The sequence below is a fragment of the Achromobacter sp. Root83 genome (genome assembly GCF_001428845.1).
Lineage (GTDB): Bacteria > Pseudomonadota > Gammaproteobacteria > Burkholderiales > Burkholderiaceae_B > Achromobacter.
The window spans coordinates 285,124-298,106 of sequence record NZ_LMIU01000025.1; the positions used below are offsets into that span (position 1 = coordinate 285,124).

Here is a 12,983-nt window from a genome sequence, read left to right on the forward strand (position 1 = left end):
GACAATCGCACCCAGGGAAGCTGGCTCGCTTGCATGCGAATCTTCAGTGCTCGCCGGTTATTATCATTCAACTTTATTGTGTCGGGCAGAACATGCTGCAATATCCGAAAATCGACCCCATCGCCCTGCAGATCGGGCCTCTGGCCATCCATTGGTATGGGCTGATGTACCTGGCGGGCTTCGCCCTTGTGTACCTGCTGGGCCGCCGCCGCATCACAAGCGGGCACACCACCTCGCTGAACGTGCGGGATCTGGAAGACCTGATCTTCTATAGCGTGCTGGGGGTGGTGTTGGGGGGCCGGCTGGGCTACGTGCTGTTCTACAAGCCCGCGTACTACCTGGCGCACCCGCTGGAAGTGCTGTACCTGTGGCAAGGCGGCATGTCGTTTCACGGCGGCCTGATCGGCGTGATTCTCGTGATGCTGCTGTTCGCTCGCAAGAAGCGCCTGCCCTTTTTCGCGGTCAGTGATTTCATCGCGCCGTTGATTCCGCTGGGCCTGGGTTTTGGCCGCCTGGGCAATTTCATCAATGGCGAACTGTGGGGCCGGCCCACCGATGTGCCGTGGGCCATGGTGTTCCCCGACAGCGGCGACGGATTGGCCCGCCATCCTTCGCAGCTCTATGAGCTTGGGCTGGAAGGAATCGTGCTGTTCGTGCTGCTGTGGTGGTTCTCGAGCAAGCCGCGTCCGCTGGGTCAGGTGAGCGGCCTCTTCCTGATGGGCTACGGGACCTTCCGTTTCCTGGTGGAATTCACCCGCGAGCCAGACAACTTCCTGGGCCTGCTCGCGGGCGGGTTGAGCATGGGACAGTGGCTGTCCCTGCCGATGGTCGCCTTGGGCGCCATCATGTTCAGCCTTACTGCAAGACGATCGTCCCGTTGACCGCAATGCTGACCGTGACGTTCCCCGCTTCCAGGGGAACGCTTGCATTGAAGCTGCTCAAGCTGTCCTTGGACATGGCGGCCCCCACCATGCGCGGCATGGGCGCGGCGCCGCCGGAACCGCCCAGTTCCAGCTTGGAAAGGCGGTAGCCAGAGAAACCGAAGGCGTTGGCCGCAGCCAATGCGCGATCCTTGAAGGCTTGCGCGGCATCTTTCAGCAGCTTGCGTTCTTCGGCGTCGCGCGCTTCGCGCGATAGCGAGAAGCTGATGTTGGAAATCGCCGTCTTGTCCGATAGCTTGGACGCCAGCGCGGCCGCGGCCGCGAAGTCCTTGGATTCGAGCACGATCTCGCCTTGGCCGCGCCAGGAACTGATCTTGCCCTTGCTGTTCATGTTGGGCCAGACATTGAAGCCGCTCGAACTCACATCCACGCCCTTGGTGTCGCGCGCGCGCTTGACGACGTCGTCAAGCACCGTCGTCAGCTTCTGGCCCGCGGCGGGCTGATCCGGCGCGTCCACTTCGGCGGTCAAGGAAATGCGCACCGTGTCCTGCTGGACCTCTGACGATGCCATGGCCTGCAGCGTCATCTCTGGAGACCGGTTGGCGGCCGGCTCGACAGCGGTGGGCGCGGCGGCGGGCGCCTGAGCCTGTGCATAGACGGGCTGAGCGGCGGCGATCGCGGCCACGGCTGCGCACGCTGCACCAAGCTTGGTCAGCGAAAAAACAGGGTGTTTGAACATGGACTGGTCCTAGGAGGGAGGACGAAGGGGAGTGCCGAGGCGCCCGACGCGGACCTGCTCTTATGGCAGGCCCGCTGGGATAGATGCCCCGCCTGTGCCGTCAAGGCCGGCATCTCGAACCCTGAGGTTCAAGGTGGTCGCGTTCCGTAGAGCATCGGGTTCGTCTACGAGAGACAATCACTCCAGCTCTGCACTCCCGCAACCAATATGCCAAAAAGACATAGGTTCAGAGAATGTATGGCCTAGTCACGGACACGGCAGGGACAAACTGAAAAATCTTGAATACTGCTTATGAACGTTAGAGCAGTTTTTCCTGACCCGACAAGGCGTCATCGAGTACTGCGTTCATGTCCTCAATTCTACGCTTGAAGTCGCCGACCGCCAAACCGCCCAGCGGACCGTCGGGAGCTTTCATCGCGAGCAGCTCGCCGGCCACCTGCAAAGCGGCCATCACGGCGATGCGCTCATTGCTGGAAACCTTGCCGGTGCCCTGGATACGCAGCATGAGTTGATCCACATGGCGCACGGCGGCCAGCAGCGTGGGCTTCTCTTCCGCGGAGCACGCCAGGGAATAGTCGCGGCCGAGGATCGATACGTCTACACGTTCCATTAGTGTTGCTCTCCGGACGGCGCACCCGGCAAGCGGGCCAGCACGGCGTCGATGCGCTCGCGGGCCGACGCGGCGGCCACGCGCAAGCGCTGTAATTCGGTATCGCGCGTCTGCAGGTTGCCCTGCAGTTCGGTTTCCCTGGCGGAAAACCGCGACTCGAGCGCCTGGCGTTCGGCGGTCTCGCGGGCAAGCTGTTCACGCAAGACGATCTCGGCTTGCTGAGCTTGCTCCAGCATGGCCGTGACGGCACCATCGTGGTCCTGGAGCTTGCTTTGCAGGGTGACGATCTCTGCTTCGCGGTCGGCGGCGCGTTGCTTCAGCACGCGCTGCTCAGCTTCGAAATCATTCAGGCGAAGACGCAACGCGTCACGCTCGGCGTGGAGTTGGCGGGTGCGTTGCACCAGTTGCCCGATTCGGGCGGCGAGTTGGTCTAGATCTTGCAGCATGGGCGCTATCGTAAACCATCCTGGGTTGAACCGGGCCTCTTCACGCAAGGTGAGAAACCCGGCAATATTCAGTAGGAAATTCGATTGGGATTCCGGCGGCGCGAAGGTTACCGAGTCTTGGGACCGATGGAAAGTCCCATCCGTCAAAACCGCCGCTTCCGGCCGATCCGGCTTTCGCCTTTCTTTCTATAAACTTTCACTTAGCTTTCAAAAAGCCCTCAATCTTCCCGCGCCGTTACAACTCGGGGTCGGGAGTTCCCGAATTCTAGGGAAAACCCCAGGCTTTCACAGAGCTTACAGGGTTTGCAGCGCCGCGGGCGTCCATTACCATTCGCCCTTTCAAGAAACCACGTCGTCGCTTTCAGAAGAACTAATGGCACCCCGAAGTGCCTTTTTTGTGCCTGTCGCTCGCCTGTCGGCGAGTGACTCCGGCTACAAACCTTTTTATCTACATGCTGTAAACAGGAGCCAACCAATCATGCAGCTACGCAATCGACAGGACTTCTGGTCGGGGGTGATGTTCATCGCCCTTGGACTGGGATTCGCCTGGCAGGCCAGCAGCTACCAAATGGGTACTGCTGCCCGAATGGGCCCCGGGTACTTTCCTTTTTGGCTAGGTATCGTTCTCTCATTGCTGGGCGCCGTCGTGCTGCTTGGCTCACTGTCCAAGAAGGCCCACGACACGCATATCGACAAGTTCGATTGGCGCATCCTGTTCCTCGTCGTGGGCTCAGTTGTCCTGTACGGCTTCATCCTCAAGCCGTTGGGCATCTATATCTCGGTCTTCATCCTGGTTGTTGTCAGCAGCCTGGCCAGCCACGAGTTCAGCCTGAAGGTCGCCGTCGCCAATGCGATCTTCCTGGTGGTCTTCTCGTATCTGGCATTCGTCAAGGGGCTGGGGCTGATTTTCCCGCTGTGGCCGTCGTTTCTGGGCATGAACTAAGGAGCAACCGGTCATGGAATTGTTTGACAACCTGATGATGGGCTTCTCGGTGGCGTTTACGCCCGAGAACCTGTTCTACGCACTGCTGGGCTGCATCCTGGGTACGCTGATTGGCGTGCTGCCGGGCATCGGCCCTGTCCCGACGATCGCAATGCTGTTGCCGATCACGTATGTGCTGCCCCCTATCGCCGGCCTGATCATGCTGGCGGGTATCTACTACGGCGCCCAATACGGCGGATCCACCACAGCCATTCTTGTGGCGCTGCCAGGGGAAACATCCGCGGTGGTGACCGTGCTGGACGGACACCAGATGGCCCGCAACGGCCGTGCTGGCGCCGCGCTGGCCATTGCCGCGCTGGGTTCGTTCTTCGCGGGCTGCGTGGCTACGCTGCTGCTGGCCGCGTTCGCGCCTCCTCTGGCTGAAGTCGCCTTCAAGTTCGGCCCCGCCGAGTACTTCTCGCTGATGTGCCTGGGCCTGGTCGGCGCCGTGGTGCTGGCCTCGGGCTCGCTGCCCAAGGCGATCGCGATGATCATCCTGGGCCTGCTGCTGGGCATGGTCGGCACCGACGTCAACTCGGGCGTCGCCCGCTATGACTTCGGCATCCCCGAACTGCAAGACGGCATCGACTTCGCCATCGTGGCCATGGGCGTGTTCGGCTTCGCCGAAATCATGACCAACCTCGAGCAGAAGGAAAACCGCGTCGACATCACCGACAAGATCGGCACGCTGTACCCGAACAAGCAGGAATTCAAGGAAGCCGCCCCCGCCGTGCTGCGTGGTACGGCCCTGGGTTCGGCACTGGGTATCCTGCCGGGCGGTGGCGCCGTGCTGTCGTCGTTTGCGTCCTACACGCTGGAAAAGAAGATCTCGAAGAATCCGGAACGCTTCGGCAAGGGCCACCCGGCCGGCCTGGCTGGTCCGGAATCGGCGAACAACGCCGCCGCCCAGACTTCGTTCATCCCGCTGCTGACGCTGGGCATCCCGGGTAACGCCGTGATGGCGCTGATGGTTGGCGCAATGACGATCCACAACATCCAGCCCGGCCCGCAAGTCATGACGAGCCACCCGGAGCTGTTCTGGGGCCTGATCGCCTCGATGTGGATCGGCAACCTGATGCTGGTGGTGCTGAACCTGCCGCTGATCGGCCTGTGGGTCAAGCTGCTGAAGGTGCCCTACCGCATCCTGTTCCCGGCGATTCTGGTGTTCTGCACGATCGGTGTGTATTCGTTGAATTACAACCCGTTCGACATCTTCACCACCGCCATGTTCGGCATCGTCGGCTACGTGTGGTCCAAGCTGAAGTGCGAAGGCGCGCCGCTGCTGTTGGGCCTGGTGCTGGGCCCCATGATGGAAGAGAACTTCCGCCGTGCCCTGCTGCTGTCTCGCGGCGACTTCACTACCTTCGTCACGCGTCCGCTGTCGGCTTCGCTGCTGGCTGTCGCCGCCTTCCTGGTGATCCTGGTCGCGCTGCCGGCCATCCGCAAGAAGCGCGAAGAGACCTTCGTCGAAGAAGAGTAAAGAACGGAACCGCCGCCTTGCCGCGGCGTTCTGGATCAGAGACCCCCGGGCTTGCCCGGGGGTTTTTCTTTGCGTCCGCAAAACGCAGGGCCGCTGAAAGATACAATCGATTACTGTACGCTACAAATCGTACGCGCGTCGTCGCATCTACGTTAAGCTACGGGTTTACCCCACGCGATGATTCGGCATGAATTTCGACTGGAAGAATCCCTACCCCACCACCCGCACGCCGGTGTTTGCCCGCAATGTCGTGGCCACGTCCCACCCTTTGGCGGCCCAGGCGGGCTTGCGGATCCTTGCCCAGGGCGGCAACGCGGTAGACGCCGCGATCGCCGCGGCCTCCACGCTGGCCCTGACCGAACCCGTCAGCAACGGCTTGGGCTCGGATTGCTTCGCCATCATCTGGGACGGCTCGAAGCTGCATGGCCTGAACGCGTCGGGCGCGGCGCCCGCTGCGTGGAACGTGGACTACTTCCGGCGCAAGCACCAAGGCACGATACCCGCCAGGGGTTGGGACAGCGTGACCGTGCCGGGATGCATCGCGGGATGGGCGGCTTTGCATGAAAAGCTGGGCCGCCTGGCGTTCGCCGACATCCTGGCGCCGGCCATCGAATATGCCGAGCGCGGCTATGCGGTTTCGCCTGTCGTCCAGGAAAAATGGGCCGCGCAAGCCGATATCCTGCAGCCACAGCCCGGCTTTGCGCAGCATTTCCTGCCGCGCGGCCGCGCGCCGCACGTCGGCGAGCATTTCATCCTGCCGGGCGCGGCGGCCACGCTCAAGCGCATCGCCGCCAGCGGTGGGCGAGACTTTTACGAAGGCGAGACGGCGCACAAGCTGGTGGCGCACGCGCAGGCGCATGACGCCGCCCTGACGCTGGCGGACCTGCGCGACTACACACCGGAATGGGTGGCGCCGATCAGCCAGGCGTACCGCGGCCATACGCTGCATCAGATCCCGCCCAATGGCCAAGGCATCGCTGCCTTGATCGCCCTGGGCATCTTGCAGAACTTCGACCTGGCGGCCCGGCCTGTCGACCATCCCGACACCCAGCACCTGCTGATCGAAGCCATGAAGCTGGCATTTGCCGATGTATACGCGCATGTCGGCGATGCCCGCCATATGCGTATCGCCCCCGAACAGATGCTACGCGCGGACTATCTGGCCGAGCGGGCCCGCCTGATCGATCCCCGGACGGCCCAGGCTTTCTCGTCCGGCCATGCGCCGCAGGGCGGCACCGTCTACCTGACCGCCGCCGACCGCAACGGCATGATGGTGAGCTTCATCCAGTCGAACTACATGGGCTTCGGCTCGGGCGTCGTCGTGCCCGGCACGGGCGTCAGCCTGCAGAACCGCGGGCATTGCTTCAGCACCGATCCGGCTCATCCCAATGTGGTCGCGGGCGGCAAGCGGCCCTTTCACACCATCATTCCCGCCTTTCTGATGCGCGACGGCGCTCCCGTGATGAGCTTTGGCGTCATGGGAGGCAATATGCAGCCGCAAGGGCAGATCCAGACGCTGGTGCGCATGCTGGACTATGGGCAGCAGCCTCAGGCCGCCTGCGACGCGCCTCGCTGGAAATGGAACCACGGCCTGGCGGTGGATGTGGAGCCCGCCATCGCTCCGCCCGTCTTGCAAGGGCTGCGCGCGCGCGGTCACGTGCTGGAGGGCATCGACGATCCTTATATGGACTTCGGATCTGGCCAGTTCATCTGGCGCCTGGGAGATCCGGCGGTGGACGGGTACGTCAGCGCCAGCGACAGCCGTCGAGATGGACTCGCCGCCGGCTTTTGATTGCGTTAAGGTTAGTGTCCTGAGACTGACCTTACCCTTCTAGAGCGGAGTTTCCTGCATGGCAACGATCGGTACCAAGAGCTACGACGCGGTCGTAGCCCAGAAAGTCGCTTTCCTCGGATTGGGCGTGATGGGCCTGCCCATGGCCGGCCATCTGGCGCGCGCCGGCCACGACGTGACCGTCTACAACCGCACGCCGGCCAAAGCGCAGGCCTGGGTCGCCGAATTTGGCGGGCGCAGCGCCGCCACGCCGCGCCAAGCCGTGGACGGGGCGCAGATCGTCTTTGCCTGCGTCGGCAATGACGACGACCTGCGCAGCGTCGTGCTGGGACCGGACGGCGCGTTCGCGGGCATGGCGCCCGGCGCCGTGTTCGTCGATCACACCACTGCATCGGCGGACGTGGCGCGCGAACTCTATTCCCAAGCCAAGGACCTGGGCCTGAATTTCGTGGACGCGCCCGTGTCGGGCGGCCAGGCAGGCGCCGTCAATGGCGTGCTGACGATCATGTGCGGCGGAGAACACGCTGCCTTCGAGGCAATCCGGCCCGCCGCCCAGTGCTTCGGCCGCGCGGTCACCCTGGTGGGCCCGCCGGGAGCCGGCCAGTTGGCCAAGATGGTCAACCAGATCTGCATTGCCGGCATCGTTCAAGGCCTGTCCGAGGCCGTCGCGTTCGGCCAGGCGGCGGATCTGGACATGAAGCTGGTGCTGGACGTGATCAGCAAGGGCGCGGCGCAGAGCTGGCAAATGGAGAACCGTGGCGGCACCATGGTCGACGACAAGTTCGAGTTCGGCTTCGCGGTGGACTGGATGCGCAAGGACCTGGGCCTGGTGCTGGCCGAGGCCCGCAACAACGGCGCGCGCCTGCCGTTGACCGCCCTGGTGGACCAGTTCTACGGCGACGTCCAGAAGATGGGCGGCGGCCGTTGGGATACGTCCAGCCTGGTCAAGCGCCTGCGCGACTGATCCGGCCTGCGCACGGCCTGCACAGGGCGTGCGCTTGGCAAAAAGGCGAGCCCTGCGGGGCTCGCCTTTTTGTTGCCGGGCTGCCGGCGGTTTTCAAGCAGCCAGGCTGGTCTGCGCCGTTTCGGCCAGCAGCGCATCGATGCGCTGCTTGGCTTGCGCCACGCCTTCCAGCGCGGCCACCTCACCCATGGCCATGCCTTCCGCTGCGACGAAGGTCACGTCGCTCATGCCCAGGAAGCCCAGCATCTGGCGCAGGTACGGCGTCAGCGTGTCGGACGGCGTACCTTCGGCCTTGCCGCCGCGCGCCGTCAGGACAAACACCTGCTTACCCTTGACGAGGCCCTCCGGCACCCCTTCCGGCGTATAACGGAACGTGACGCCGGCCCGGGCCAGATGGTCCAGATAGCTCTTGAACTGCGCAGGCAGATTGAAGTTGTATACGGGCACGGCAAACACGATGCGGTCCGCTTCCATCAGTTCCGCCACCAGGGAATCGCTCAATTCGACGATGCGCTGCTGCTCGACGCTGCGGCCTTCGGCCGGCGTGAACAAGGCACCGGCGGTGTTGCCGTCGAAATACGGAATGGGTTGGGCACCGATGTCGCGGACCTTGACGATGGCCGCCGGGTTGGACGCCTTGACGCGGGCGATCAGGTGATCGGCCAACTGCTTGCTGTTCGAACGCTCGCCGAGAATCGAGGAAAGGATAACCAGGGTCTTCATTGCAAATATCTCCAGTGGTTGCCCGGCATCGCGGGCGGCCGGGATCCGCGGGCGTCTCGCTCAGGCCCGGAAGGGGCGGCGGACGTGGCTGGCCACCGAAGTGGCGTTGCCGGATCCCGAAGGCATGACGTCACTGTAGACGGGTTCATTGAACACATAAATACAGGTAAGATGAACTGTTCGTTCCAAACATAGAACAATCATGCAAGATCTCAATGACCTCTACTATTTCTCCCAAGTCGTCGAGCAAGGCGGCTTCAGCGCCGCGGCCAGGGCGCTGGACATTCCGAAATCCCGCCTGTCCCGCCGGATTTCGCACCTGGAAGAAAGCCTGGGCGTGAGGCTCTTGCAGCGCACCACGCGGCGGCTGCGCCTGACCTCGGCGGGGGAACGCTATCTGCACTATTGCCGGGAAATGGCCGCTTCCGCGCGTGCGGCGGACGACGCCATGCGGCAATTGCAGTCGGAACCGACTGGCCCGGTGATTGTGAGCTGTCCGGTATCCATCGCGCAGGACGTGCTGGCCCCCCTGCTGCCGGAATTCCTGGACGCCTGGCCGGCCGTGTCGGTGCAACTGCTGGTCACCAACCGGCGCGTCGACCTGATCCGCGAAGGCGTGGACCTCGCGCTACGGGTTCGCACCAAGCTGGATACGGACGCCGAACTGGTGGTCAGGCACCTGGGGACGGCGCGCGGCACGCTGGTGGCCAGCCCGGGCTACCTGCAGCGGCATGGCGCGCCGGACTCGCCGCAGGACCTGGCCTCACATACCACACTGAGCTTCAGCGATCCGCAGAACGAAGTGCGGTGGCCGCTGCGTAACGACAAGGGCGAAGAGGTGCACATCGAGCTCAAGCCTCAACTGTCCTGCAACGACTTCATCGTGCTGACCGAAGCCGCCGTCCGCGGCCGGGGCATCGCGTTGCTGCCATCGATAGCGACGCAAGAAGAACTGCGCCTGGGCCAGCTGGTGCCGGTGCTGCCGCAATGGCAGTCGCCAGAGGGCATCGTGCATTGCATCTATCCGTCACGGCGGGGCATGATGCCCGCCGTGCGTACCCTGCTCGATTTCCTGTCGCAGCGCCTGCCCTCGATGTATCAGCGCCTGGAGAAGGCGACGGCGCCGGCGGCTCAGTAACCGCGCGAACGCTCGACCACGCCAGTGATGGGCTCGCCGCGCGTCAACTGCGCCACCTTGCCCGCGATCTGAGCGATGCTTTCATCGCGCAGCGTGCGCGCCGCGATGTGCGGCGTGACATGGACGCGCGGATCGCGCCAGAACGGGTGGTCCTTGGGCAGGGGTTCGGTATGAAAGACATCCAGCGTGGCGCCGGCAATCTCGCCCTCTTCGAGCATCTGGACCAGGTCGTCTTCGACCAGGTGCTCGCCGCGGCCCACGTTGACCAGGTGCGCGTCGGCCAATAGCTGCGACAAGGTCTGGCGATTGAGGATGCCCTGCGTATCCGGCGTGAGCGGCAGCACGTTCACCAGGAAGCGCGTGCGCGCCAGGAAGGCCGGCAAGGCGGCCTCGCCCGCAAACGACTCCACGCCCGGGATGTCGCGCGGCGTGCGCGACCACCCCGCCACCGGGTAGCCGAATTCGGCCAGAGTCTGCGCGACGCGCGCGCCAACCTGCCCCAGCCCCAGCACGCCGACTGGCCAGTCCGCCTGGCGCGTGCCCTCGCGGGTATCCCAGTGCTGGCGCGCCTGCGCGTGGTCGAAGGCTTCGAAATCGCGCGAGACCCGCAACAACGCATACAGCGCGTATTCGGCCATCTGCACCGACATGCCCGCATCTTCCAGGCGGACGATACGGACATGCGGGGGGATCTCGGGCATCTTCAGCAAGGCATCGACACCCGCGCCCAGGTTGAACAGGGTCTGCAGGGAGGTCTCGTGCTTGAAGAGCTCGACAGGCGGACGCCACACCAGGGCGACTTCCGCGCCCGACGGAGGACCATCGGGATTCCACACGGAAATGCGGCAGCCGGGCATGGCGGCTTCAAGGCGAGGCACCCAGGCGTCGGGATCGTGGTGGGGGCAGGCAAAGAGGATGTGCATGGTGGCTGTGCGCGCGGGCGATGAAAACCTCAAGCATGAGGGATGGCGCGGCACAAATCAAACGGCCCGGCATGAAGCCGGGCCGCGCGTACTGCTACGGAGCAATCCGCTTATGCCGCCTGCGGCACGCTGGGCTTGTTCCGGCCTTTATTGCGGCGCAGGAAGGCCCAGACCTGCAGCAGGATCAGCAAGGCGCTGGCGGCAATGAACCAGGCGCTGATCGGACGCTCGACGAATACCGCCAGGTCGCCGCGCGACAACAGCAGCGCGCGCCGGAAGTTCTCTTCGACCATGGGCCCGAGCACGAAGCCAAGCAGGATCGGCGCCACGGAGAACTCCAGCGTCATGAGGATGGCGCCGATCACGCCGAAGGCCAGCACTTCCCAGATCTGAAAGAGGCTGTTCTGCGTACTGAACACGCCCACCGCGATGAAGAACAGCGCGGACGGGAACAGATAGCGGTAAGGCACCTGCAGCAGCTTCACCCAGACGCCGATCAGCGGCACATTCAACACCATCAGCAGCACATTGCCGACCCAGAAGCTGGCGATGAGGCCCCAGAAGATGTCCGGATGTTCCGTGATGAGCTGCGGGCCGGGTTGGATGCCCTGGATCAGCAGCGCGCCCAGGATCAGCGCCATCACCGCGTCGCCCGGAATGCCCAGGCTCATGGTCGGAATGAAGTCGACCTGCGTCTTGGAGTGCGAAGAGGCTTCCGGCGACGCCACGCCCGCGATCATGCCGGTGCCGAACTTCTCGGGCGTCTTGGAGATCTTGCGCTCGAGCGCGTAGGCCACGAAGGTCGTGATGGTGGGACCGGTGCCGGGCATGGCGCCGAACAGGGTGCCGACGGCCGTGCCGCGCACCATGGGCCAGAAGGCGGTCTTGAGCTCCTGCTTGCTGGGCCGCATGTCGCGCAGGCGGAGCTTGGCGCCGCTGCCGATGATGGTCATGCGGTTCACGCTCATCAGGAAGTCGGCCACGCCGAACAGGCCCATCGAGATCGCCACCAGTTCCAGGCCATCGGACAGATCCAAGAGACCGAACGAGAAGCGGATGGTGCCGGTGTTCACGTCGGTGCCGACCACGCCGCACATCAAGCCGAACAGCGTCATGGCCACGCCCTTGAGCGGCGAACCGCGCGACATCGTGGCGCCCGCCAGCAAGCCCAGCAGCATGATCGAGAAAATCTCGGTCGGGCCGAACTTGAAGGCCACTTCCACCAGCAGGGGCGAAGCGAAGATCATGACGATGATGCCGACCGATGCCGCGAAGAACGAGCAGATCATCGTGATGCCGAGCGCGGTCCCCCCCTTGCCCTGCTTGGTCAATGGATAACCGTCAAGGCAGGTGACCGCGTGCGGCGGATGCGAAGGCAGGTTGAGCAGGATCGCGCCGATGGCGCCGCCGTATTGCGAGCCGTAGAAAATGCCGGCCAGCATCAGGATGGCGGGCACCGGCTGCATGACGTAGGTCAGCGGGAGCAGAATGGAAATGGCCGACAGGGCGCCCATGCCGGGCAGCACGCCGATGAGGTTGCCCACCAGCACGCCGAAGAACGACCACATCAGGTTGTGCCACTGGAACGCGACGCCAAAGCCGTACCAGAGGTCCATCAAAGCTTGAGAAATCATGGCGCTTCAACCCCAACGAAACAGCGGAAGCTGCAGTTGCAGCGCCCACCAGAAGACAACGACCGCGATCGCGGACATGGCGACCGCCAGCAGGACGGCCTGCTTGATCGTGTTCTTGCGGTCGCCCAGCGCAGAGATGAAGACGATGGCGAACGTGGCGGGCAGCAGGCCGCCGTAATGGCCCAGCAGCAGGAAGGCCAGGATGCCGAGCAGGATGAAGGCGCTGCCGCGGATGTCTGGCATCCCGTGCGGGTGGCCCTCGGCCGGCGCGGGCGCGGAGGGTTCCGCCGAGCGCGCCGACATGGCGATCAGCAAGCCCGTCAGCGCCAGCAGCCCTCCCAGGGCGGCGGGAAAGAAGCCTGGGCCCATGTGGCTGAGCGTGCCGATGTGATAGTCGGTTCCGCCATAGATGGCTCCGAGCCCGATCAGGACCATCAGCGCGCCGCCGTAGTAGTCCTTTCTGTTGATTGTCTTTTGCACTTCCATCCTCCTTCCTGGTGCAGGACCGTGCCGGCCCTCGATGTGCCGCTCGGAACGAGCCGCACCCGGCCCTTGACGACTGGCCGGAACGCAGATTACGGAAGGAAGCTGCTAATCCGCTTTCTGTGCGCTGTCGCGTTCCTGAATCCAGGGGTTATCCCTGATCGGAAGCCGCGATCGGCTGGAACACA

Annotated in this window: 13 protein-coding genes and 1 other RNA gene; 6 read left to right on the plus strand and 8 right to left on the minus strand. The window is 64.0% G+C overall.

The window, feature by feature from the left end:
- Nucleotides 1-92 precede the first annotated feature (92 nt).
- Nucleotides 93-881: a prolipoprotein diacylglyceryl transferase gene (lgt, locus tag ASE30_RS24425; protein WP_057286854.1), complete on the plus strand. Its 789-nt coding sequence runs from the start codon at nt 93-95 to the stop codon at nt 879-881.
- Here the strand turns inward: lgt and ASE30_RS24430 are convergent.
- The 4 genes from ASE30_RS24430 to ASE30_RS24440 all read right to left on the minus strand — a co-directional run bounded on the left by ASE30_RS24430 (nt 856) and on the right by ASE30_RS24440 (nt 2,676).
- Nucleotides 856-1,620, minus strand: coding sequence for an SIMPL domain-containing protein (locus ASE30_RS24430; protein WP_057286855.1), 765 nt, complete (start codon nt 1,618-1,620; stop codon nt 856-858). The two genes, lgt and ASE30_RS24430, sit on opposite strands and share 26 nt — an antisense overlap.
- Before the next feature lie 81 nt (nt 1,621-1,701).
- A non-coding RNA gene (gene ssrS, locus ASE30_RS28700) (6S RNA) lies at nt 1,702-1,887 on the minus strand.
- A gap of 31 nt (nt 1,888-1,918) precedes the next feature.
- Entirely contained in the window at nt 1,919-2,230 is a 312-nt protein-coding gene (locus ASE30_RS24435; protein ID WP_057286856.1) for a cell division protein ZapA, read from the minus strand.
- Nucleotides 2,230-2,676 (minus strand): hypothetical protein, encoded by a 447-nt coding sequence (locus ASE30_RS24440; protein WP_057286857.1) that lies wholly within the window; start codon nt 2,674-2,676, stop codon nt 2,230-2,232. The genes ASE30_RS24435 and ASE30_RS24440 overlap by 1 nt, the downstream gene beginning before the upstream one ends.
- A gap of 478 nt (nt 2,677-3,154) precedes the next feature.
- Between ASE30_RS24440 and ASE30_RS24445 the strand changes: the two genes are divergently transcribed.
- The 4 genes from ASE30_RS24445 to ASE30_RS24460 all read left to right on the plus strand — a co-directional run bounded on the left by ASE30_RS24445 (nt 3,155) and on the right by ASE30_RS24460 (nt 7,894).
- Nucleotides 3,155-3,619, plus strand: a complete 465-nt coding sequence (locus tag ASE30_RS24445; protein WP_057286858.1) for a tripartite tricarboxylate transporter TctB family protein — start codon at nt 3,155-3,157, stop codon at nt 3,617-3,619.
- Nucleotides 3,620-3,632: 13 nt separating this feature from the next.
- A complete protein-coding gene (locus ASE30_RS24450) occupies nt 3,633-5,138 on the plus strand; it encodes a tripartite tricarboxylate transporter permease (RefSeq protein ID WP_057286859.1) in 1,506 nt (501 codons plus the stop codon).
- A 187-nt stretch (nt 5,139-5,325) separates the two neighbouring features.
- Entirely contained in the window at nt 5,326-6,930 is a 1,605-nt protein-coding gene (locus ASE30_RS24455) for a gamma-glutamyltransferase family protein (RefSeq protein WP_057286860.1), read from the plus strand.
- Between the two features lie 58 nt (nt 6,931-6,988).
- Nucleotides 6,989-7,894, plus strand: a complete 906-nt coding sequence (locus ASE30_RS24460; RefSeq protein WP_057286861.1) for an NAD(P)-dependent oxidoreductase — start codon at nt 6,989-6,991, stop codon at nt 7,892-7,894.
- Between the two features lie 93 nt (nt 7,895-7,987).
- Here ASE30_RS24460 and ASE30_RS24465 read toward each other — a convergent pair whose 3' ends face one another.
- Nucleotides 7,988-8,617: an FMN-dependent NADH-azoreductase gene (locus tag ASE30_RS24465; RefSeq protein WP_057286862.1), complete on the minus strand. Its 630-nt coding sequence runs from the start codon at nt 8,615-8,617 to the stop codon at nt 7,988-7,990.
- A 202-nt stretch (nt 8,618-8,819) separates the two neighbouring features.
- On the opposite strand from ASE30_RS24465, the gene ASE30_RS24470 reads away from it, so the two are divergent.
- Complete coding sequence (locus tag ASE30_RS24470; RefSeq protein WP_057286863.1) at nt 8,820-9,755, plus strand: LysR family transcriptional regulator; 936 nt, start codon at nt 8,820-8,822, stop codon at nt 9,753-9,755.
- On the opposite strand, the gene ASE30_RS24475 is transcribed toward ASE30_RS24470, so the two are convergent.
- The 3 genes from ASE30_RS24475 to ASE30_RS24485 all read right to left on the minus strand — a co-directional run bounded on the left by ASE30_RS24475 (nt 9,749) and on the right by ASE30_RS24485 (nt 12,798).
- Entirely contained in the window at nt 9,749-10,678 is a 930-nt protein-coding gene (locus ASE30_RS24475) for a glyoxylate/hydroxypyruvate reductase A (RefSeq protein ID WP_057286864.1), read from the minus strand. The two genes, ASE30_RS24470 and ASE30_RS24475, sit on opposite strands and share 7 nt — an antisense overlap.
- A 110-nt stretch (nt 10,679-10,788) precedes the next feature.
- A complete protein-coding gene (locus ASE30_RS24480) occupies nt 10,789-12,312 on the minus strand; it encodes a tripartite tricarboxylate transporter permease (RefSeq protein WP_057286865.1) in 1,524 nt (507 codons plus the stop codon).
- A 6-nt stretch (nt 12,313-12,318) separates the two neighbouring features.
- Complete coding sequence (locus ASE30_RS24485; protein ID WP_200964476.1) at nt 12,319-12,798, minus strand: tripartite tricarboxylate transporter TctB family protein; 480 nt, start codon at nt 12,796-12,798, stop codon at nt 12,319-12,321.
- Between the last annotated feature and the right edge of the window lie 185 nt (nt 12,799-12,983).

Bases quoted from the DNA above. Each gene is read 5' to 3' on its own strand.
- lgt (WP_057286854.1), top strand. From the start codon at position 93: ATGCTGCAATATCCGAAAATCGACCCCATCGCCCTGCAGATCGGGCCT.
- ASE30_RS24430 (WP_057286855.1), bottom strand. From the start codon at position 1,620: ATGTTCAAACACCCTGTTTTTTCGCTGACCAAGCTTGGTGCAGCGTGC.
- ASE30_RS24435 (WP_057286856.1), bottom strand. From the start codon at position 2,230: ATGGAACGTGTAGACGTATCGATCCTCGGCCGCGACTATTCCCTGGCG.
- ASE30_RS24440 (WP_057286857.1), bottom strand. From the start codon at position 2,676: ATGCTGCAAGATCTAGACCAACTCGCCGCCCGAATCGGGCAACTGGTG.
- ASE30_RS24445 (WP_057286858.1), top strand. From the start codon at position 3,155: ATGCAGCTACGCAATCGACAGGACTTCTGGTCGGGGGTGATGTTCATC.
- ASE30_RS24450 (WP_057286859.1), top strand. From the start codon at position 3,633: ATGGAATTGTTTGACAACCTGATGATGGGCTTCTCGGTGGCGTTTACG.
- ASE30_RS24455 (WP_057286860.1), top strand. From the start codon at position 5,326: ATGAATTTCGACTGGAAGAATCCCTACCCCACCACCCGCACGCCGGTG.
- ASE30_RS24460 (WP_057286861.1), top strand. From the start codon at position 6,989: ATGGCAACGATCGGTACCAAGAGCTACGACGCGGTCGTAGCCCAGAAA.
- ASE30_RS24465 (WP_057286862.1), bottom strand. From the start codon at position 8,617: ATGAAGACCCTGGTTATCCTTTCCTCGATTCTCGGCGAGCGTTCGAAC.
- ASE30_RS24470 (WP_057286863.1), top strand. From the start codon at position 8,820: ATGCAAGATCTCAATGACCTCTACTATTTCTCCCAAGTCGTCGAGCAA.
- ASE30_RS24475 (WP_057286864.1), bottom strand. From the start codon at position 10,678: ATGCACATCCTCTTTGCCTGCCCCCACCACGATCCCGACGCCTGGGTG.
- ASE30_RS24480 (WP_057286865.1), bottom strand. From the start codon at position 12,312: ATGATTTCTCAAGCTTTGATGGACCTCTGGTACGGCTTTGGCGTCGCG.
- ASE30_RS24485 (WP_200964476.1), bottom strand. From the start codon at position 12,798: ATGGAAGTGCAAAAGACAATCAACAGAAAGGACTACTACGGCGGCGCG.